The sequence below is a fragment of the Paenibacillus sp. 01T424 genome (assembly GCF_056398745.1).
Map to the genome: position 1 here is coordinate 1 of NZ_JBFTPZ010000021.1, position 21,732 is coordinate 21,732.

Annotated in this window: 19 protein-coding genes; 7 read left to right on the forward strand and 12 right to left on the reverse strand. The window is 45.6% G+C overall.

The annotated features are described in order from the left end of the window. Nucleotides 1-736: phytanoyl-CoA dioxygenase family protein (locus tag AC1DPK_RS16850; protein ID WP_477511058.1), on the reverse strand; the 736-nt coding region annotated here is incomplete at its 3' end. Nucleotides 737-870: 134 nt separating this feature from the next. Here AC1DPK_RS16850 and AC1DPK_RS16855 point away from each other — a divergent pair. After that, on the forward strand, nucleotides 871-1,683 hold the full coding sequence (locus AC1DPK_RS16855; RefSeq protein ID WP_477511059.1) for a helix-turn-helix domain-containing protein: 813 nt from the start codon (nucleotides 871-873) through the stop codon (nucleotides 1,681-1,683). A 42-nt stretch (nucleotides 1,684-1,725) separates the two neighbouring features. Here the strand turns inward: AC1DPK_RS16855 and AC1DPK_RS16860 are convergent, their stop codons facing one another. Further along, nucleotides 1,726-2,664 carry an aldo/keto reductase gene (locus tag AC1DPK_RS16860; protein WP_441881754.1) on the reverse strand — a complete coding sequence of 313 codons (939 nt, stop codon included), beginning with the start codon at nucleotides 2,662-2,664 and terminating at the stop codon, nucleotides 1,726-1,728. 30 nt (nucleotides 2,665-2,694) lie between these two features. Further along, nucleotides 2,695-3,666: a Gfo/Idh/MocA family protein gene (locus AC1DPK_RS16865; protein WP_179089919.1), complete on the reverse strand. Its 972-nt coding sequence runs from the start codon at nucleotides 3,664-3,666 to the stop codon at nucleotides 2,695-2,697. 247 nt (nucleotides 3,667-3,913) lie between these two features. On the opposite strand from AC1DPK_RS16865, the gene AC1DPK_RS16870 reads away from it, so the two are divergent. Further along, nucleotides 3,914-4,750 carry a helix-turn-helix transcriptional regulator gene (locus AC1DPK_RS16870; protein ID WP_076270881.1) on the forward strand — a complete coding sequence of 279 codons (837 nt, stop codon included), beginning with the start codon at nucleotides 3,914-3,916 and terminating at the stop codon, nucleotides 4,748-4,750. An 865-nt stretch (nucleotides 4,751-5,615) separates the two neighbouring features. Here AC1DPK_RS16870 and AC1DPK_RS16875 read toward each other — a convergent pair. From AC1DPK_RS16875 to isdC, 6 genes are all read right to left on the reverse strand, one after another. Then, on the reverse strand, nucleotides 5,616-6,386 hold the full coding sequence (locus tag AC1DPK_RS16875; RefSeq protein WP_477511060.1) for an ABC transporter ATP-binding protein: 771 nt from the start codon (nucleotides 6,384-6,386) through the stop codon (nucleotides 5,616-5,618). Next, on the reverse strand, nucleotides 6,376-7,359 hold the full coding sequence (locus tag AC1DPK_RS16880) for a FecCD family ABC transporter permease (RefSeq protein ID WP_477511061.1): 984 nt from the start codon (nucleotides 7,357-7,359) through the stop codon (nucleotides 6,376-6,378). Before AC1DPK_RS16880 ends, AC1DPK_RS16875 begins: the two co-directional genes overlap by 11 nt. 12 nt (nucleotides 7,360-7,371) lie before the next feature. Next, a complete protein-coding gene (gene isdE / locus AC1DPK_RS16885; protein ID WP_477511062.1) occupies nucleotides 7,372-8,319 on the reverse strand; it encodes a heme ABC transporter substrate-binding protein IsdE in 948 nt (315 codons plus the stop codon). Between the two features lie 115 nt (nucleotides 8,320-8,434). Then, nucleotides 8,435-11,761, reverse strand: coding sequence for an NEAT domain-containing protein (locus AC1DPK_RS16890; protein WP_477511063.1), 3,327 nt, complete (start codon nucleotides 11,759-11,761; stop codon nucleotides 8,435-8,437). Between the two features lie 137 nt (nucleotides 11,762-11,898). Continuing rightward, complete coding sequence (locus AC1DPK_RS16895) at nucleotides 11,899-12,324, reverse strand: NEAT domain-containing protein (protein ID WP_076270885.1); 426 nt, start codon at nucleotides 12,322-12,324, stop codon at nucleotides 11,899-11,901. Between the two features lie 12 nt (nucleotides 12,325-12,336). After that, a complete protein-coding gene (gene isdC / locus AC1DPK_RS16900) occupies nucleotides 12,337-13,359 on the reverse strand; it encodes a heme uptake protein IsdC (protein WP_477511064.1) in 1,023 nt (340 codons plus the stop codon). A 340-nt stretch (nucleotides 13,360-13,699) separates the two neighbouring features. Here isdC and AC1DPK_RS16905 point away from each other — a divergent pair, with 340 nt between their 5' ends. From AC1DPK_RS16905 to isdG, 3 genes are read left to right on the forward strand one after another with little or no spacing between them, the layout of a single operon-like run. Next, a complete protein-coding gene (locus AC1DPK_RS16905; RefSeq protein WP_477511065.1) occupies nucleotides 13,700-14,641 on the forward strand; it encodes an ABC transporter substrate-binding protein in 942 nt (313 codons plus the stop codon). 20 nt (nucleotides 14,642-14,661) lie between these two features. Next, nucleotides 14,662-15,657, forward strand: a complete 996-nt coding sequence (locus AC1DPK_RS16910; RefSeq protein WP_477511066.1) for a FecCD family ABC transporter permease — start codon at nucleotides 14,662-14,664, stop codon at nucleotides 15,655-15,657. After that, a complete protein-coding gene (gene isdG / locus AC1DPK_RS16915; protein WP_477511067.1) occupies nucleotides 15,654-16,790 on the forward strand; it encodes a heme oxygenase in 1,137 nt (378 codons plus the stop codon). The genes AC1DPK_RS16910 and isdG overlap by 4 nt, the downstream gene beginning before the upstream one ends. 119 nt (nucleotides 16,791-16,909) lie before the next feature. Here isdG and AC1DPK_RS16920 read toward each other — a convergent pair whose 3' ends face one another. The 3 genes from AC1DPK_RS16920 to AC1DPK_RS16930 are packed head-to-tail and all read right to left on the reverse strand — an operon-like array spanning nucleotide 16,910 to nucleotide 19,463. Then, nucleotides 16,910-17,920 (reverse strand): Gfo/Idh/MocA family protein, encoded by a 1,011-nt coding sequence (locus tag AC1DPK_RS16920; protein ID WP_339203770.1) that lies wholly within the window; start codon nucleotides 17,918-17,920, stop codon nucleotides 16,910-16,912. Nucleotides 17,921-17,957: 37 nt separating this feature from the next. Continuing rightward, the gene (locus AC1DPK_RS16925) at nucleotides 17,958-18,797 is read right to left on the reverse strand and encodes a sugar phosphate isomerase/epimerase family protein (RefSeq protein WP_441881781.1); all 840 of its coding nucleotides are present in this window, start codon (nucleotides 18,795-18,797) and stop codon (nucleotides 17,958-17,960) included. A 24-nt stretch (nucleotides 18,798-18,821) separates the two neighbouring features. Then, nucleotides 18,822-19,463 carry a carbohydrate-binding family 9-like protein gene (locus tag AC1DPK_RS16930; RefSeq protein ID WP_076270892.1) on the reverse strand — a complete coding sequence of 214 codons (642 nt, stop codon included), beginning with the start codon at nucleotides 19,461-19,463 and terminating at the stop codon, nucleotides 18,822-18,824. 168 nt (nucleotides 19,464-19,631) lie between these two features. Between AC1DPK_RS16930 and AC1DPK_RS16935 the strand changes: the two genes are divergently transcribed. Together AC1DPK_RS16935 and AC1DPK_RS16940 are read left to right on the forward strand one after the other, a co-directional pair. Then, complete coding sequence (locus AC1DPK_RS16935; protein ID WP_477511068.1) at nucleotides 19,632-20,537, forward strand: AraC family transcriptional regulator; 906 nt, start codon at nucleotides 19,632-19,634, stop codon at nucleotides 20,535-20,537. Nucleotides 20,538-20,727: 190 nt separating this feature from the next. Next, nucleotides 20,728-21,720: an ABC transporter substrate-binding protein gene (locus AC1DPK_RS16940; RefSeq protein WP_477511069.1), complete on the forward strand. Its 993-nt coding sequence runs from the start codon at nucleotides 20,728-20,730 to the stop codon at nucleotides 21,718-21,720. Nucleotides 21,721-21,732 lie beyond the last annotated feature (12 nt).

Sequence of the window (21,732 nt, forward strand, 5' to 3'; positions counted from 1 at the left end):
TTCCATCCTGTCTAAACAAAGGGCGATAATGATCGCTAATATGAGTTGCTGATGCATTCGCATAATGGCAGATGAAGGCTCTGCGGAATTGATCCTTTGTTTTGTTTCTATATGATCCATGAATCAAGTTCCCGTTGAAAAATAGCACGTCGCCTTTATCCATAATTACCGGCATCGCCTTGTGATCCTTAGGCGGCTTAACGAAATGGGAAGTGAACGATTCCGTTGAATCCGCAATTTCAGGACAGCTAATTTCATGCTCGCTCGTCTTCGGAACGACAAGCAAGCTGCCGTTCTCCTCATTTGCAGCATCGATCGCCGTCCAAGCTGCGATACAATTGCCTGGCTCCACCTGCAAATAAAAATTATCCTGATGCAGCGCTTGACCGCGTGAGCCCGGCGGCTTGTAATAAAACATGCTTTGGGCTGCTAGCGCTTCTTCTCCATAAAGATCGGCTAATACGTCCATGACCGGCTTATGGAGCAAATATTTTTTGGACGTCTCATTAAAGCGATGCGGATGCATGACCCGCGGATAACGCTTTAACGGATCATCTGTCTCTCCTGTCAGATCTGGCTCAAAATAACCCGGCACTGCTTTATGACTCATTTCCTCGAAAGTATCCTCTATCATGCGAATGTCTTCCTGAGAGAAAAGACCTTTTATCACAATGTAGCCCTCAGTACGAAATTGATTAACCTGCTCTTCTGTTAGTGCAATCAATGCTTCTGTCATCGCATAACGCTCCTTCACTGAATTAATCATTGTTCTTGACATAATCATAGTGGTTTCGCTATTTTTAAGGAAGAATGATTACTGCTGAAAACTACTTGTATTATGCTATTTTGAAAATGAAGGAGGAGTTTGGCATGCTTCCAAATCATAGAAAAGAAGCTGAAACAGAAGCACATGGCGGTGTGTTTCTAAGTGGTCTATTTGATGAATCCGACTCCTATCGTTATCGCAGGCCAAACGGAATAAGCGATTGGCTTATCTTTTATACCTTAGAGGGTGAAGGCTATTTACGCACACCCGCTGGAGAGAGGCACTGCCGCAAAGGACAAATCGGGCTGCTGCGCGCTGGCATTCCCCACGAGTATGGGACGATTGCGGGAAGCAGCTGGCACTTTTATTGGGCACATTTTCAGAAACTACCTGAAATCGACTATTTGCCAAAGGATGAAAGCATCGTCATCACGATTCCAGACGGCAATATGAGAAGTAGAGTACAACTCACCTTCGATCATATATTGAGTGATTCGAGAGAGCGGGCAAGCTTCTGGCAAATGTTATGCGAGAATGCACTGCGCCAAGTGATATTGCTCACAGCGCAGCAGCTAGATAAACGACTGGATCCTCGCATCGAGCTTGCCCTGCAGTATTTATCACAGCATATGGAGCAGCCGATACGCATTGAAGAGTTGGCTCGGTCGGTTGGTTTATCTCTCTCGCGGCTATCCCATCTATTCAAGCAGGAGACTGGAACGAGCGTGGTCGAGCATCTGAATCATCTGCGGCTTCAGCAAGCGGCTCTTCTCATGGAGCATATGGGCCGTTCGGCAACCGAAGCTGCGCTTGATGTCGGCTTTAACAATTACAATCATTTTGCTGCTTTGTTTCGCAAAAGTTATGGCGTAAGCCCACGAACATACAAAAAGGACAAAGCCGCTCCTAACGAGTAGCTTTGTCCTTAAGGTTCCATCCATTTAATTAGGAAGTGATCATTATACCTTTTGTACGGCTAAATCAAGCCAATCCATCTCTTCCTTGGTGAGCGAAATGAGCGACCCTGCATCACAGGAATGAAGCTCTTCCGCTGATTGTGCGCCAATCAAGGCACAAGTCGGAAACGGTTGGTTTAGCACGTATGCTAGCGCGATCTGGATAGCAGTAACGTTTTTCTCAGCTGCCAGCTGCTTTGCACGTGCCAGACGCTCCCAATTCTCATCGCTATAGAACACACGTACAAGATCCTCATTATCTCTCACTTCGGGAGTAAATCTACCTGTGAAAAATCCTCTTGCCTGCGATGACCACGAAAGCAGCGGGAATTGCTCTTCCTCATGCCATGCGCACGTTTCCTCATCAGCAGATACGCAGCCATGCCAGAACGGTTCATTAGCTTTCGCAAGGCTAAGGTTCGGACTGCTGAATGAAAAACCGACAAGTCCATTTGCAGCTGCGTATTCATTCGCTTCCTTAATACGCTGCCATGTCCAGTTTGATACGCCAATCGCTCGAACAGTTCCTGCTTTGACATGCTCATTAAGAATATCGATAACCTCTGCTGCTGGTACTGCCGGATCATCCCTATGCAGTGCATAAAGGTCGATATAGTCGGTCTGAAGACGCTTTAAGCTAATCTCCAAATCATGAGCAATAGCCTCTTTGCTCACACGCGAACCCGTATGATCATGATGTGCGCCCTTTGTCAAAATAACCAATTGCTCCCGATTGCCGCGTTCCTGCATGTAGCGGCCAATCACTTCCTCGCTTTCCCCGCCGCAATAAATATGGGCTGTGTCAATTGAATTGCCTCCAATTGCTAGAAAAGCGTCCAGATTAGTTGCTGCTTTCTCGTAGGAATCGTTATAGAAATAATCCGACCCCTTCATTAAGCGAGATACCTGCTTGGGTGAACCTTCAATTTGAATATATTCCATCGTTGTTTTGCCTCCTTAATTATGGGTTCGTTATATTTTAATTCGTGTATGCTCATGAGCAGAAAGCAGGCAAGCATCGATTACTTTCATGTTGTTAACCCCATCAGCGCTGCCGAACTGAAGCTCTGATACACCGTTAATGGCATTTGCCATATGATCGGCCTGCAAAGTGTAGGCGTTTACATGCGGCACCTCAACTTCACGGCGCTCTCCTTTTGCATCGACGAAGAAATTACCGCTGCCCGGCGCGCCAGTCACAAATGCGGAAGGCACTTCGATAATACCCTCTGTACCTAGCACCTCAAGCGGGTTGCGGAATGCTGCCCACATGCCGCAATCAAACGTCAGTGAAACCGCACCTTCAAACTCGATTAATCCAGAGGCCATCATATCGACATGATCATGCTCTGGTGAGAACAAAGCCTGAACGGTAACGGCTTCAGGTTCTTTGCCAAGCAGCAAGCGAGCAGCATTAATTGGATAACAGCCTACATCGTAAATCGAGCCGCCTCCCCACTCCTTGCGGTATCTCACGTTTTCTTTGTGTCCTGCATTGTTGAAGGTAAACGCGCTGCGAATGCCGCGAATGTCGCCAATTTCCCCATCTGCGATCACTTTCTTGATCATGTCGTATCGAGGGTGATAGCGATACATAAAAGCTTCGGACAATAACACGCCTGCTTTCGCAGCAGCTTCAGACATTTCAGCTGCTTCTTGTGCAGTCAAAGCAAGCGGCTTCTCGCACAAAATATGTTTTCCTGCTTCAGCAGCCCGGATCGTCCACTCTCTATGCAAATGATTTGGGAGTGGAATGTATATAACGTCAATAGAAGCATCCGCAAGCAATTCTTCATAACTGCCGTAAGCAGTCGGGATATTCAGCTCTTCTGCCGTCTTCTTTGCCTTGTCCACGTCACGGCTAGCAATAGCCGCTACCTCATTTAATTCCGAAAGATGAAGGCCAGGTATTACTGCGCCTTTCGCAATTCCAGCGCAGCCCATGATGCCCCATTTTAGTTTCTTCGTCGTCACTCCATCGTCACCTCAACCATTATTTTATTATTATATTGCGATTACAAGCTGAAACTAGCTACACCATCAGTTCAGAGCGCTGCACCTAAATCGTGAGGTACAAATTAGTATCAAACGATTTCATTGTGCTTGCCTCTAGTTTAAAGTAGATAACCAAAAAATAAAATGATATTATTTTGTTATAAGTTAAAACAATATTGTCATTGAGGTGAGCAACATACAAAGACAAATACATCTGCTTACGCTGCCAAATAATCCTTTTTTCTGTTTACCTGAATCTGTCGGGAATTACTGGAATGAGCCTGATCATTACACGCTTCGTATGGCGGGAGCGCTCAATAACTTTAATATTCATTACGTCGTTTCTGGGAAAGGTTATGTGGAATGGGATGGCGAGGTGCACACCCTTGAGGCTGGTGAAGCTGTTCTGTATTTTCCTTTGCAGAGACAGCATTACTATAGCAGCAAGGATGATCCGTGGGATATAAGATGGGTTCATTTTTATGGGAGTGGGCTTCAAGACTATATGATCGAACGAGGTTTTCACAAAAGCCAGCTCTGGACAATCCGTCAGCCAACCGCTTGGGAACAGGTGCATGAGGATTTGCTCGTCGAGGCAGAAAAGTCTCGCATGCTGCATCCGACCAAGCTTTCTGCTCTCATGTATGCCATACTCGCCGTGTTCATCGAGCAAGCTGTGCCGATATCCGGCAGCAAAGCTAGTACGTCCGGCAACCGCATCTTAAAGCTGCTCCCTTTAATGCAGCAGGAAGCGGCTGAGCCGTTCATACTCGAGCAATGGGCTGAAAAAGCAGGAGTTAGCCCCTACTATTTTTGCAAATTGTTCCGAAATGTGATGGAGATGACACCGATGGACTTTATTACACGCTGCCGGCTTCAAATGGCGAAGCAATGGCTTCTGGAGCGCAAGGATGTTAATATCGGACAAATTGCTAGTGATGCCGGCTATCCTAGCGTCAGCTACTTCAACAAAAGATTTATGGCCCATGAGGGGATGACACCTACGGTATATCGTCAGCTTTACGGGGTGTAATACGAATGTTACTTTTTGATCTGTAAGAACACATATGCGCTTAATGCACTCTTTTGTGAGTAACCCGGCTGCACTCGAGCTCTGTAAGAACCTATTGATTCTTACAGACACTTATGAATGTTACTTTTTGCTCTGTAAGAACACATATGCGCTTAATGCACTCTTTTGTGAGTAACCCGGCTGCACTCGAGCTCTGTAAGAACCTATTGGTTCTTACAGACACTTATGAATGTTACTTTTTGCTCTGTAAGAACACATATGCGCTTAATGCTCTCTTTTGTGAGTAACCCGGCTGCACTCGAGCTCTGTAAGAACCTATTGGTTCTTACAGACATTATGAATGTTACTTTTTGCTCTGTAAGAACACATATGCGCTTAATGCACTCTTTTGTGAGTAACCACCCTTCACTCGAGCTCTGTAAGAACCTATTGGTTCTTACAGACACTTATGAATGTTACTTTTTGCTCTGTAAGAACATATATGCGCTTAATGCACTCTTTAGCGAGTAACCACCCTTCACTTGGGCTCTGTAAGAACCTATTGGTTCTTACAGACATTATGAATGTTACTTTTTGCTCTGTAAGAACACATATGCGCTTAATGCTCTCTTTCGCGGGCAACCACCCTTCACTTGGGCTCTGTAAGAACCTATTGGTTCTTACAGACACTTATGAATGTTACTTTTTGCTCTGTAAGAACACATATGCGCTTAATGCACTCTTTTGTGAGTAACCCGGCTGCACCCATGCTCTGTAAGAACCTATTGGTTCTTACAGACACCTACTATTGTTACTTTTTGCTCTGTAAGAACACATATGCACTTAATGCTCTCTTTCATGAAAATAAGAAGTACTATACACACGCTTAAATTCCTAATGGAACCATATATAGTCCGGTATCTCCGTCATTTCTTATCACAACATCAACGCCATACGTTTGCTTAATCGTTTCCGCTGTCACGACTGTCTCAGGCGCACCTTCTCCTACGATGCATCCTAATTTCATCACAATAATATGGTCGCTGTATCGAATGGCCTGATTCATATCATGCAGGACCATTACTATCGTAATTCCATGCTTGCGGTTCAGCGTCTTTACTAACTCTAATATTTCGATTTGATGATAGATATCCAAATACGTCGTTGGCTCATCCAAAAATAACAGCGAGGTTTGCTGTGCCAGCGCCATTGCGATCCAAGCTCTCTGTCGTTCGCCGCCAGATAAATGAGCTAGACTTTGCTTTCGCTTGTTCAGCAGATTCGTGCAGCTAAGCGCCCAATCCACGGCTTCATCATCTAATTCGCTCTCTTGTCCCCACCGCCCCCGATGCGGCAATCTACCGAAGCGAACCAATTTCTCTACAGTCAAATCTGCAGGTGCTTCCTGCTGCTGATGCACCACGGCCAGCTTCTTGCCAAGCTCCTTCGGCTTAAATTGTGCGAGCTTCTTCCCATTCAGCAGCACCTCACCTTCGCTTGGCCGAAGATTTTTCGCCATTACACCAAGCAGAGTTGACTTGCCGCAGCCATTTGGACCAATGATCGTCGTAATCCGACCTTCCGCGATACGGCTGGTTATTCCGTTCAAATGGAAAGTTTTTTTGTCATATGAAAATCTTATTTCATTAATGTCCATGGACGCGTTCGCTCCTTCGCAGCAAAAAGATGAGAAAAGGACCGCCGATAACTGTCATGACAATCGAAGCTGGAATTTCTGTCGGGGCTAAAAGAGTACGGCCAAGCGTATCCGCAGTCAAAATGAGCCATGCTCCGCCAATCGCAGAGAAAGGCAGCAGCACTTTATGGTCTGAGCCAATGAGCAGCCTCGCGATATGTGGGACGAGCAAGCCGACAAACACGATTAACCCGCCAATAGCTGTTGCAACAGAAGCCAAAAGCACGGCAACAACCGAAACGAGCAGCCTTACTTTCATAACAGACATACCAAGATTTTGAGCGGTTCGATCCTGCAAAACAAGCGTATTGCACCATGAGCCAAGCAGCATCGAGAGTAACAAGCCTACACCGCCATACAGCGCCAATATATGTACATCATCCCAGGTTTTCATTGTAAAAATAGAGGAAATCGCTTGATTCACGCTAGTTACCGCATAGCTGCCGCGATAATTAAAAGACTGCCCCAAACCTGTAAATGTAGCATTAACTGCAACACCGACCAGAATAAGCCGAAGCGGACTGAGTCCAGAGCGCCACGAAAGCGAATAGACCAATAGACAAGCTATTGCTCCTCCAACAAATGAAAACAGCGGCATCCAAAAAAACAATGTCGGGAATATTGTTACGAGCAGCAAAGAAACCAAGCCTGCTCCTGATGAAATGCCGATAACACCTGCGTCCGCCAGCGGATTGCGCATTACGGCTTGCAGCAGTACACCAGACACGGCTAGCGCAGCCCCTGTCAGTAAAGCAACGATTATACGCGGTAGCCGCAGGTCGCGAACAACCTCCACCTGTTCACTTGGCGAGCCAAGCAACCCTTTCATGAGTTCAACAAATCCTACGCTGATGCTTCCAGTTGTCATGGAGTATACGATGGTTGCCAAAAGGAGCAGCGTAATTGCGATGAAGCTGAATATTGTTTTTGGCATGAAAAAACATCCTTATTTATAATCCTGATAAAGCATTGGAGCGAGCGCGGTTAGTGCTTTGACAACAGCCAAATTGCCCGTCGTGCCAAATAAAGTTTCTTCCAGATCATATACACGCCTCGTCTTTACCGCTTCAAAATGCTTCCAGATATCATTTTTTTTGAATTCTTCATCGAACATTTTCACTACCTCAGCCGGCATGCCATGCGCTGCTCGCAAAATGACATCCGGATTCGCCTTCTGCAAATATTCCGTATTGGAAGCCAAAAATTCAACCTGCTCGCCCTGCACGATATTTAATCCCCCAAGCAAACGAACAAGATCTCCAATGTAAGAGTGCTCCGTCGCAACCAAATAACTGCCGGGCACACCAAGCAGGATCAGCACAGTCGGTTTTTCTCTTCCTTCTGTATTCCGAGTGATGGCAGCCAGCATTTCCTGCTGTTCATTTACGATTGCAGCAGCCTGAGTTTCCCGCCCATACCGTTCTCCGAGCGCTGTAATTTCAGCTTGCATGCTAGAGATACTCGTTAAATTCAGAAAATCAGCCTTTAACCCTGCACTCTCAAATACAGGCTCCAGCTCATATTGCAGCGTCGAGACAGACAGCACCTCCGTCGGCTTCAGGGATTTAACCATTTCCATATCAGGACTCATTGGATTTCCGACTTTAGTAATATTGGTGTAACGCTCCGGTAGCGTTTTCACACTTTTCGGTATACCAACTAAATCAAGCTCAAGCGCATCCATAATTTGTGTAATCGCTACGGTTGTTGACACGATGCGTTGGCTAGACTCCTCGGATACAGAGCCCGAAGCCGCTACTTTTGCCAAAGAGTTTGTAGACGGCGCAGCAGTTGGCGCTGCTGTCGAGCCGCTTCCCGCTCCAATCGTTCCGCAGCCTGCCATCATCGCAGCAAGTAACAGCAGAGATAACCCCTTCATAAATCGATAGCGCATTTCATTCTTACCTCCTTAAAAAAACAGCACAGAGGACACCCGCTAATCAGGGTCCTCCTATGCCATCTGTTTAAATCACCCGCTTCAAACTTTGTCCTTCCTTTCTTTCTGCTGCTTATGCCGTTTTAGCCTCTTCTTGTTCTGCTGCTTTCGTTTCCAAATAATCGACAGCACGCAAAACGAGAGTAATCGCCTCAGCTCTTGTTGCGGACTTCGTTGCTCCAAACTGATTTTGATCCAGTCCCTTAATTAATCCGTACTTCACTGCCGTAGCAATGTAAGCCTTAGCGTAGGAAGGAATTTCCGCTACATCCGCAAAATTAAGCGAATCCGCTGCTTCCAGCGGCAAATGAAGTGCTCTTACGATCATGACTGCAATTTCCGTACGGTTTACATTTTGCGTTGGACGGAATGTCTGATCCTCATAGCCATTAATAATGCCTGCTGCTACCGCTTGCTCGATAAAGGACTGTGCCCAAGTAGGAATGTTTTTCATATCTGCAAAAGCTGTTGAAGCGTTCTTGCCTTCCAGCTTCAGAGCTCTGCCGAGAATAACCGTCCACTCTGCACGATTGACCGTTGCATTCGGTTTAAAGCTTCCATCCGGATAACCCTGAACGATGTTTAGCTTCAATGCGCGATTAATGGCATCTTTCGCCCAGTTGTTTGCTAAATCTTTAAATGCAGCCGTTGCATCTTTGCCAGCCAGCTTATCTTTTTCCTCTTGTTCCTTTTTCTTTTTCTCAATTTCTTCTGACGTCTCTCTTGGCACCACAGAGCCAAATGAATCAGAGTCCCAGCTTGCTACTGGCGTTATTGCCCCAAGCTGAATTTGAATGCTGTATTCATGATGGTACTTCACTTCTGGCCAATCTATTTTCACCCAGCCATCCAGCTTAGCCGGTAGATCGGCTACTGTAAATTGTACTCGTCTTGTGTTAGCGGAAGCATCGGATTCGATCGTTGTTGGCGTAGAGCCGCCAATCGTAAATCCGGTAATTTCCTTGCTTTGCTTTAGATTCACTTGTACAAGCTTCACACCATTTTGCACGAGCAAACGAGCAGGATGTGCTACATATTCATCCATCACCGATGTTTGTGTAGTACCTTGTTTTAAAAACTGAATATCAATCAAATACTTGCCGTCCGCAAGTGCTCCCGGTTCTGTCGGTTTGACCGGATCAACAACGACAATTTTTGTCGCTTGGAAAGCACGAAGCGCTTGATCCAGCGTGCCTTCTGCATCAATGAGCTGCTGCTTTGTAGACAATATGCTGTTTGCGACAGCGTTCGCTGCTGTAATTGCACTAAGCAGTGCGTCTTTCGCTGATTGCGGATATTGCCCAACACCTGTACCTGCGGCTGCTCCATCATGAGCCGCCTTCGCTGCCGCAATAGCTGCCTTCAATACTGCAGGATCGCCATTGTCAAACAACAGACGAATGTTATGAGTCGCATCATAAGRTTTGCCTGTACGCGGGTCAATTACGTTTGGCATAATGATTCGAACTTGCCCTGGCACAATTGCCGTTAAATCATCCACTTTAAATTTGATAACCCTCGTATTTTCTGTCTTGTTTTCACTGACAACGGTCACATCTGTGAGTATGCTGTTCTGAGCAACTTTAAACTCTGTAACGACGCTGCTGTCCTTTATTGAAAAAGATACATAAGTCTCACCGTTATTGGACGTAACAGAAGCCGGCTTGAGGAAGTAACTGTCCATGCTCGATAACGCTGCATTTGTTGCATGCAGGGCTGCGAAAGAAATATTGCGAATCTGGCTTCCTTTGAAAACTTGAACAGATTTCTCTAAAATCTTTGCCGCATTAGCAATTTCTGGACGTGTAGAATTGAGTTTCTTCCCTGTTTGTTCAGCTAATTGAATAGCAGAAAGCAATGATTCTTTTGCCGCCTCCTCATATTGCCCAGAAGCCGTTCCAACAACAGCGGAATCATGTAGTTGACGCGCTGTAGTGATCGAAGCGTTTAAGGCATTAAGATGATTGGCATTATAGCTGAATAGTACTGTTCTCTTCTCTGTTCCAATTGTGTACTCTAGTTTTGATAAGCCTTGATAAATAGAATCGTCTGCCTTTTGATGTCTTGCGGCAAACTGATAGGCCTGTATCAGTCCTTCATAGCCCTTTTGAATAAGCGTTTTATAACCTGTCAGCGTACTAGAGGAAATCTCGCCGTTTGCGCTTTGTCCATATAACGTTAATTCAGGTGCAATTTCCATCGGCTCTGCAAAAACAACGTGAGCATACGCTTGAAAATAAGGCGCTGCCGATTGAGTAAACATACTTACTTCTGTTTTGAAATCTTTATTGTGTTTGGATATTTCTCCTGTTTCAGGGTCCAGCACAAGCAGCGGTAATATCTCCTTCTTGTACTGCTGCTTTTTCAAATCCTCCACATTCGCAGTCAAAACATTTAAAGCATTATTGACGGCTGTTTGAGATGCTTGCGGATCAGCAGCAACAGTCTGAGCGTCCACAATCCATTGCCCAAGCCTTACGCTCGCTCCAACCGAATACTCACCATCCGTTAATACCCCATGAGCGACTGAAGCTCCATTTGCTGTCCCTATATTTTTTACCGTTGTCGCAAAAGCTGAAATCTCTTCTAACGCACGTACTAAATTCGCTTTATTCACGACAAGCCGAGCAGCCTCGTACTTCTTTTTTCCCTCTTGCAGAACAAGGTAAGCAGCCTTGATCAGCTCTTGATTGGAAACGCCAGCGCTATCGGCAATGCTTCTTGCCTGAGTGATCGTATTTTGAAAAGTAGCCTTGGAGCCTAGCAAATAGAAGCCATCGCCAGTTCCCTCCGTCGTTGTATTCAGCAGCTCATTCGAGGTTGTAAATAAAGCTTCAAGCTGCTCTAATGTTACAGCACCCGTCTCGCCTCCGCCCCCATTGCCGCCTCCATCAACGGGTAGACCTGAGATATCCAGCTGAAGCTGAACATTATACCAATTGTCATAATTTACTGAAGGAATGACGATATGAATCAAAATTTCTTGTTTCTCTTGCATGTTCTCAATATCATAGCTAACAACGACGTGATCCGGATCTAAGCCGTCCCCTGCTGGCTGAGCAGCAACGACTTGATACACTTCTATGCCGTTGATTGTGTTCCCATTGATTACTGCTTTGTCTTTACCTGGTAACTTAGCAGAAAAATGATGAAAGGAAGTATACTGCGTAACCTCATGCTGAAACTTTGCACTGCCATTAGTAATAATCAATTTGCCTGTGCTTGGATTTAGATAATCGTTAATGATTGATCGTTCATTGCTCCCATCCTTCACATAAAGATAAGGAACACTATACTCCCCATTTGGCGTTACTCCCGCCGCTGCACTCACAGGAAAGGCCGACAGCAACAATACGAGCGCCATGAGCAGCGCCGTCAATCGGCGAAATTTCATTTGCATTTCAAAAAACACTCCTTCGTCATTTAACTGCTATCGCTTATGTACCCTTGCATTTTGAACAGGAGAGCGAAACATGCCGCAGCATTGCTCTCCTGTTATTTTTAAAGCGCTATTCTAACCGTAGAGCTCGCTGATGCTTAAACGCTCCAATTGAATTGGATTGTATGAACCGTATTGTAGCCTTCAAATCCTGGTGATGGCGGAACGACAACGTGGATTTTGGCAACTTGGTTCGGTGTGAAATCAGCCACTTCAAATGTAAATTCAACGTTGCCGCCTGTATAATTAGCAGCTGCATAGCTGTATGTTCCAGTAGCAGGGTCTTGCACTTGCAAGTATTGAATGAAGCTTGAACCAGAGAATGTAACCGTTGTCGTTGTGCCATTGCTTGCTACAACTGCATCGCCTACTTTATAGGCATCAGCATAAGAATTGGCTGTATCTCCCGCGTTGCGAACGACATAGCTTACACCAGTACTTGCGAAAGCAGATGGAACAACTAGAGCTAAAGCCATTACGAGCATTAACATAACGAAACTTGTTTTTTTCATCGATTTTACCATTTAGAACACTCCTTATTTTTTAGCGAATTTGGTTTTGCTCAATAAGATAAAGGCTACTCCGACAACAATAATGATTAGGGAAATAACAAGCGGTGACAACACGCGCTTAGAAGAAGCCGCATCTGACAACTGCTGCGCAGCTTCACCTGGTGCAGGTGTATCCATATCAGCCCCAATAAGCTGAACATCGGCCTTCGGCTCTTCGTGAACAGCTGTCTCCGCAGAGTCCACTGCTAGGGTATCCTCTGAAGAGCTTGACTCTTGTGTAGATGGGGTTAAAGTCTCCTTAGGCAATGATTGCCCTTCAGCTTCAGCCGCTATCGGACTAACGGTTGGAGCAGGCGAAGCTTCGACCTGTATCTCTTTCTTAGAATCTTCTTTTTTAGAATCGACCGTTTCAGAGCTCGGCTTATCTACCTCAACCTTTGGTTTTTCTGTCACCTTATTTGTGGTTTGAGGAGCTGTTGTACCTGTCTTTGCATCGGTCTCTTTTTTTGGTTCTTTCGTGGTTGTTGCTGGTTTCTTTTCTTCTTTGACAGGGGCCTCCGCTTTGCTGATCTGCTTCAGACTGCTAGAATCGAAAACTAGACGAATCGTGTAGCTGTGATCGTAATCAATATCCTCTACCGTTACGTGGATCTTGGACTCTAACGGCGTTGTAAGATCAGCAATTCCGAACTTAACAATTCTCGTATTGTCAGCTTCGTTGCTAGATACAATAGCCGTATCTATGTACCCGCCGTCACTCGGAACTTTATATTCCGTTACCCATGAGCTATGGTTTATTTGCAGTTGTACCTGCAAAGCTCCTTTGGTCACAATCAGCTTGGCTGGTTTTTCCCAATAGTCATTTGCCATCGATACCGATTCATCTTCGGCTTTCTTGACAACATAGTCTATCGAGTACGTACCATCAGCCAGTTCAGCCGCATGTGCTTCAGGTGCAAACGGAACAACGAGTAAAGTAATCATGATGAAGAAAGCCAGCACTCCAAACTTGCGAATAATTCTCTTCTCCTCCTTTACTCCTGACATCCAAGCTCGCAGCAGATTATCCGAATGGCTCTCTCTCACATCATGAATATGATAATCATTATCAATAAAAAGTTATTTTGATTATGATAATCATTATCATTGTACAATTAAAAAAAAAGCAATCTGCTGCAGAATGCATCCCCATTTCTGGAAACGCCATTCTCAGGAATGAAACTATCATGCATGCCCACATTTTGTCAACACAAAAAAAGAAAATTAGTTATTTTCTATATAATTCCTTTTTAGGTATTGACGTCCTCTGTTTTTAAGCATTATACTCTCGAAGAGATCATTGAGACTGATTATCAATAGCATTTAGCTTGGAGGTACTGCAATTGTTATGAGAACTTGTCTCCCCCTATTTGCTGTGCTTCTGTTACTCGTTTTTACAGGATGCAGTATCGGCAAAGGCAGCTCTTCAGAAATGAGCGATGGAAGTCTGATAGTAAAAGACTTTGCAGGACGCCAAATTGCCTTTAAGGAACCTCCCGCCAAAATTGTTGCACTGGGCAGCGGCGAAGCTGATATTGTGGCAGCTTTAGGAGGAAATCTAGTCGGCCGGCCTACAACATCCGCTCAGCCCGTTAATCGGGCAGTCCTCAAAGCTGAACAAATCGGAAATGCTCACGAGGTTGATTTGGAAAAAATAGCATTGCTTCGCCCTGATGTCGTGCTTGGCAATTATCCAATGAATGAGAAGGATATTCCCGTTCTTCAAGGAATCGGTGTACAGCTCCTGTTGACGGGTGCCAACTCCATCGACGACATTAACCGCCAGATTGAGCTGATAGGCCAACTTCTTCGCAAAGAAGAGCAGGCACAAGCAATTATCGCCAACATTGTTGATAAGATTGCTGTTTATAAACCTACCGATGAAGCCAACAAGCCGCGAGCGCTGCTTGTATATGGAGCACCAGGTACATTCATGGCAGCACTCCCTAATTCCTTGAGCGGCAACATACTCGAAACCGCTGGCGGAGTAAATATCGCTTCGGATTATCCGAGGCTGCAGAGCTTCCCGCAATACGCGCAGCTAAACGCAGAACGTGTTGTTGAAGCAGACCCCGACATCATTTTTTTCATGACGCATGGCAATCCCGAGGAAATCAAGAACAGCTTCATTCGTGAAATGGAGACTAATTCTGCATGGAGCAGCATATCCGCCGTCAAGCAGCAGCGTATTGAAGTGCTGCCGCAGGACCTGTTCGGTACTAACCCTGGAACTCGTGTAATCGAAGCACTTGAGCTTATGGATCGCTTGCTGAAAGAAGTGCCTAACTGAAAGGATGCTAAATAAGGATTATGAATAAAGAAACACGTACAAAAAGACGTAAGCTGGCCTTCATCATCTCACCCATATTTCTGCTTTTAAGCGTTCTTATCGGGTTAATATCTGGATCAATCACGATTCCACTGCACGAGATATGGAGCATTCTTATCAAAGGCGATTCATCGGCTCACTCCGTAATATTGCTTGATCTTAGGCTCCCTAGAGTATTAATTGGTTTATTGACAGGCGCATGCCTTGCTGCATCCGGAGCAATTCTGCAAAGTGTCATGCGCAATCCACTTGCCGATCCCGGCATTATTGGCGTTTCGGCAGGTGGCGGTCTCGCTGCTGTCATCACGATGGTGATGCTGCCGCAATTCAGCTTTTTATTGCCAGCTGCTGCTTTTGTTGGCGCCCTCTCTGCAAGTCTAATTATTTATTTTCTTTCATGGGATAAAGGTGCTTCGCCTATTAAGATTGTATTAGCCGGTGTTGCAGTAAACGCGCTCGTGGGGGCCGTTATGAATGGTGTGATGGTCGTTTACAGCGACCGGGTTCAAGCTGTGCTTCCTTGGCTTTCCGGCGGATTAAATGGACGAAGCTGGCATCATTTCAGCTTTATGCTGCCTTACGCGCTCGTTGGCCTCCTTCTTACGATACCAGCGATCAAATCAGCCAATCTGCTGCTGCTCAGCGACGATTCTGCTCGCTTGCTGGGACAAAAAGTGGAGTTGCAGCGGCTTCTGCTTATTCTCTTATCTGCTCTGCTTGCAGGAATTGCAGTAAGCGCCGCAGGTCTTGTCGGCTTCGTTGGGCTGGTTGTGCCTCATATGGTCCGCCTTCTAATTGGAGACGATTACCGTTATTTGCTGCCAGTATCCATAATAACCGGTGCTGCTCTGGTCGTCATTGCCGATGCCGCGGCTCGTTCCTTATTCGACCCTGTTGAGCTGCCGGTTGGCATCTTATTAGCTTGCATCGGCGCACCGTTCTTTTTGTATTTGCTGAGGAGGAGTAACTGGCGATGAAGGCGATTCAAACCCATTCGTTAATGCTTGAAGCAGGCATGTTCAAGCTGTCCGATGTTAATATAGAAATCCCTAAAGGTAAAATAACTGCGATAATCGGGCCAAACGGCTCAGGCAAATCAACGATGCTTAGATTAATCTCGGGTCTATTGACTCCAGATAGCGGCAGCATTCTCATTAATGAGAAGAGTACGAGCGATTATAAAAGATCCGAATATGCCAAAAGTCTTTCCATGCTGACGCAAGCCAAAGATATGCTTCCTTCGCTGACCGTTCGCGAGCTGGTCGCTTATGGGCGTGCTCCCTACCAAAAAAGCTTCCGTCAGCGGCTAACTACGGAGGATGAACGTATCATTGATTGGGCATTGCGGGCAATGCGCATTCGGCGGCACGAAGACCGAATGTTTCACACCCTCTCCGGAGGCGAGCAGCAGAAGGCGCGAATCGCCATGGCTTTAGCGCAGCAGACCGAAATTCTTTTATTAGATGAGCCAACTACCTATCTGGACATGTGTCATCAGCTCGAGGTGCTGGAGACACTCGCCAAAATAAATCGGGAATATGGAACGACGATCGTTATGGTTCTGCACGATCTGCAGCAGGCAGCCTCTTATTGCCATTATATGATTGCCATGAAAGAAGGGGAGCTTGCTGACGCTGGAGAACCACGAACCATCATTACGCCTCGTTTCATGCGCTCCGTATTTGATTTGGATGCGAGAATTAGCTTTGCTGAACGTTATCCCATAATCATTCCTATACCCAAAACCGATGAGGAGGAAGAAACGATGATCATTGTGACGAATGTATCGCAAATTACGAAGGGCGAAGGAGAAAAGCTTGTTGAACGTTTTGATCGGGTAGGCAAAGTCGAGGAAATGGAAGGGTTTCTTGGGCTTGAGGTGCTTCTCACGCAAAACCTAAAGGACTATGACGAGGTTTCCATCGTTACAAGGTGGCAATCGAGAGATGATTTTAACAAATGGACAAAAAGCGAGGCGTTTCGTGAATCTCATTCCCACCGTAAAACGCCGGAATACATTCTATCTAACAAAATTATGTTTCAGGAAGTCAAAGTCAAGCGTACTCCGCTCCCTCCCGTGGAACGCAGCGATGAAAGGCTTGCCCAATAAATTCCTTCTTAACAAACAAGCAAGACTGCCATTCCTCCTCTAAACGAGGCGGCGGCTGTCTTGCTTTTGTCTGTTCATTTTAACGAGCCTATCCGGTTGCTAAGTGAATGCTAGGCCTTTTACAAGGATACTAGCGTCCCGCCTTCATTTGCAGAGCGCAGCTCTGCTTCAATAATTTCAAGCGTGCCTACCGCGCTCTCAGGTGCGCAGATCGAAACTGGCTGCCCCGCATGAATGGATTCAATAAAATATTTGATTTCACGATAATAACCCATATCCTCAGACAATTCAGCGATAAAGCCCGGCGCATCATTTGGATTAACTTTCACTTGCCCATTTTCAAAAATGAGATTTCCGCCTTCAAAATTAACGCGATACGTCATGGCGAAGCCAAAGTCGCCTTCCAGCGTCCAATCTGCCTGAGCATTCAGCACCTTGCCATCTGGATAAATATAATGAGTAGACACGACATCATAGCCGCTGCCTGGAATGACATTGCGTGCAATCGTTGATACCTTCTCAGGCTTGCCGAATAACCAGTGAACCATGTCTGCATCATGAATGTGCATGTCCAGTAAACAGCCTCCACTTTTGCTGCCATCCAGAAACCAACCCTTTGGCGCGGCAGAACCTCTGAAGAAATAACCGCCCGTAACAGCTCCATAACGACCATCCTCTACGCAAGCCTTCAAGTATTCATAAGCTGGCCAGAAGCGCAGGCATTGGCCGATCATCAACGTTTTTCCTGTGCGCTCTGCTGCATGTGCCATGCGCCAGCCATCCTCTGAGCTTCCTGCCACAGGTTTCTCGCATAATACATGCAACCCTCTCTCAAGCATCGAGCAGGTTAAATCAGCATGCAGATTAGTAGGCAGCGTAATATCGACGATATCTAGTTCCTCATTCTCTAGCATTGCAGCAATATTATCGTACAAACGGTAAGGYGCAAGATCATAGACGTCCTGCTCTGTCGCGATGTTGCCTGACGCTTTTCCTTCCTTCAACTCCTCGATCAGCAAATCGCAAATCGCTACGAGCTGCACAGGAGCTCCTTCCTTAGCAAGACGGACATAATTGTCAAAGTGCATCCGACCCATAAATCCAAAACCGATTAAACCAACCTTTAACATATTAAAAACCTCCTAATAGTTTTTGAGTAGATGAATTCTAACGTCCTAATATGGCATCCATCGCTTTTGAAGTGTTGAAAATGATTTGTTCGGAATGATGATTGTATGGCGGAATCATTTCTCCAGTTACATAATTGTCATAACCAATCGCATGAAGCGCCTGCATGACAGCTGGGTAATCAACATCACCTGCTAATAGATCAACAAAGCCATGCAATCCGCCTGCTTGACGGCGGTAATCCTTGAAGTGCACTTTCTTGATGCGATGACCCAAAATACGAATCCATTGCTCAGGATAACCATTATGCAGCGCATTGCCAACGTCGAAATACGAGCCTACAAAACTCGAGTTATGCGCATCAATGAAGGAACGCATCTCAAGCGGCGATAATAAGAACTTGTTCCAAACATTCTCAATGCCAATCGAGACCCCCGCGCTCTCAGCAAACGGAACAAGCTTCCCGATCGCTTCCAGCGCCCGGTCATATGCATATTCGTAGTCAGCAACTTCACTGCCTGGTATAAAGTCAACGCCTACAGCGCCTGGAATGACCAAAATGGTATCCACGCCGAGAGCCGCAGCAAGCTCCAGCTGTTTCTTGCACACATCGATTGCTTTCTCGCGTGTAGCCACGTTTTCACTCGTCATTGGATAGGACCAGTACAAGCCTGTTGCTAAACCTGCAATTTCCAGTTCATTTTGCTGCAGTTCGTTTTTGATTTCTTGAATCTCTTTGTCGGATGCTGCTAGGCTAAGCTCACCCGTCTCGTTCAATGACAGCTCGATTCCGTCAAAACCTGCTTTTTTTGCTGTACGAATGTTTTCTGCAATGGTTGAATCACCTTTGAAAGACCAAATATTAATCCCTTTTTTCATGTTAAGCCCTCCTATATTTATGTTTTAAATAAATAACAGCCTGCCAAATTTACGGGGAAGATGAAAGTTTATCGCTTTGGTAGCCTGCCAAGCCTGGAATTCACGGTTGCCGTGTTTATCCTCATCAATCCGGTAAAAATTCACTCTCCAGCTTAATCCTTGCTCGAGAGGCTTCTTGAAATTCTCCACCGGAATATGCACAAAATAAATCCGTTCAGCATCGCCACTCGTTTCAACAGTCGTCTGGATACCCTCAAACCTCCATGCTAAGTCCGTCGAAGTGATCTCAGCTTCACCATCATTCGCAATCAGAGCATCAAAAACAACATTGTTCGGACTAACTTCTAGCTCTAGATAACGATGCCCAGTTCCATCCTCATCGATAAACAGCTCAACGACATCCTGCTCATAAAGCGGCTCATCGCGTATGGTAAAATCAGATACAACATGTGAATCCTTGCATAAATAGCGAATATGCAAATAGTTCTGGCTCCAGCATGCTCTTACTTCCGTACGCTCCTTAGGCTGCATGGCAGTGACCGTATCAACCAGTTCAATCGCATCGAAGCTATCCCAATGGATAGCGCCAAAACCGGCGTCTTCGATGCTGATCGGCACTTGCCTGCAAAGATAGGTTTTACTCTCTTGAAACGCAGGAACCTCCATTTGTTCAAACTCCTTTTTAGATAATTACGTTATATTGAATTTGCTGCAACAACATGTGATAATACGTTTATAATAAACGATTATTCTTGAAATTTATTTAGCTAGAATAGCGATTTTTTGGACAATTCCGTTCTCTTTTTTATTTTCTTAATGAAAGGAGCCTACCGCTTGGAAAAGTCTGAATCTCCCTTTCCACGCATTCGTTCAACTCCATTTCGTGAGTGGTCGCCCAGCGTCCATTATGCGCAGTTCCAGCGCTTGCCAACGGGTGCTCTGCCAAGACGTAGATTGTATGATTACGAGCTCCTGTACGTGTACCATGGCGAAGCAGCGACGACCATGCATGGGCAGCGCTATAAAATTGAAGCTGGTCAGCTTATCTTTTTGCCCTCTGGCGTCTATCACCAAAATGAAGTCGTTTCCAGCCCAAACGCTCGATTTCTCGGCATTCATTTTGATTTTTTTGACGAGCTCGATATTCAGACAGAGGCTGACATGGTTGTGAACGAAGCTGCTGTTTTGCCGCATAAATTCATTTATGAGCCTTATGTGGAAGGGTTGGCTCCCTTATCCGACCATCCAGTCTACACGCCGCCTCTCGTATGCGTACAATTAATGGAGCAGCTTGTTCATGAATTCACTATGCGTCCTATTGGGTATGAGCTGGTTTGCAAAGGTCTAATGCTACATATATTGGCCCATTTGCTGCGTTTGCCCTCATCTCGATCCGCTGGACAATCCTCACTTCACGGCGGCAGGATTGCCGAGTTAATGGAGGAAATAGAGGCATCACCTGCTGCCAATTGGACAAACACAACGATCGCCGCAAAGCTGAATTTGAGCATCGACCATACCGCGAAGCTGTTTAAGCAAATCGCCGGCATGCCTCCTAGCGAATATGTTCAATCGATACGTCACCGAGAAGCTAGAAGGCTACTTCGGGAATCCGAGCTTTCAATCGAAAACGTCGGCAGCATCGTCGGCTATTCCGATATCCACTACTTCAGCCGGATATTCCGCCGTCATGAAGGAATATCTCCGCGAGAATATCGGAAATTGTCCAAAATTTTATAAAAAATGAGCTCTATCTAATGAAAGCCGAATACCTACAGTGGTGTTCGGCTTTTAACTTTTCTTCATGTTTGGACAAACTAAAAAACACTTCTTTGCTTTGTCCATTGAGTACAGCTCGTGTATCTATTACGATAATGTATATCGATAATGATTATCATTATCTTATAATATCTATTGGGGGAGAATTAACATGTATCAAGGAACAAAATCAGCCGCACTTTTGGCTACATTCGCACTAATGGGAACCCTATTGCTAGCCTGTGGCAGCAATTCAGCAAATTCGGGCAATACAGCGAGTCCCGCTGCTGAAGCAACAAAAGCACCTGCAGCAACGGAACAAGCAGCCGATACCACCCGCTCCTTCACCGATTGGTCGAAGCATGAGGTAGAAGTGCCTGTTACTCCGCAGCGTGTTATCTTTCATGGTGAAACTACAGGTGATTTACTTGCGCTAGGCGTTAAGCCGATCGGCGTCATACAGGATATGATTAAAGGGACGGTATTTGAGCAGCAGCTCACTGGTGTCGAGGACGTAGGTTTTCCGCTAAGCGTCGAGAAATCATTAACACTGCAGCCTGATCTTATTATTTTCTCGAATTCGGACGAACAGCAGTATGAGGTTATTTCAAAGGTTGCTCCAACGGTAACATTCAACTCCTTCGCCACGCTGGAGGACAGAATGCGTACGCTAGGGGATTTGTTAAATAAGAAGCAAGAAGCTGAGGATTGGCTTGCAGAGCACGCGGTCAAAACAGCAGATATGTGGAAACAAATTCACGATAGCGGTATTAAAGAAAGTGAAACAGCAGCCGTATTTACAATGTATCCTGGCAACCGCCTCTTTATTATGGCTGGTACTGGGCTACCGCAATTCTTATACGAGAAAGGCGGTTTAAAGCCAACACCAATCATCCAGGATCTTATTGATAAAGAACAAGGTTTTGCAGAAATATCTTCTGAGCTGCTGCCAGAGTATGCGGCTGACCGCATCTTCATTCTGAATCCAGTCGCTCCTGAGGCGCAGCAATCAACGAACGAGCTTATGAAAAGCGATTTATGGCTCAAGCTCCCTGCCGTGAAAAATGGACAAGTGTACAATTTTGATTTGCTCAAAGCTTCCAGCGACGCACTTTCTAGAGAATGGTTGTTAGAAGAGCTGCCAAAAGCACTTATTAAAAAATAAATGCTGCTTAAC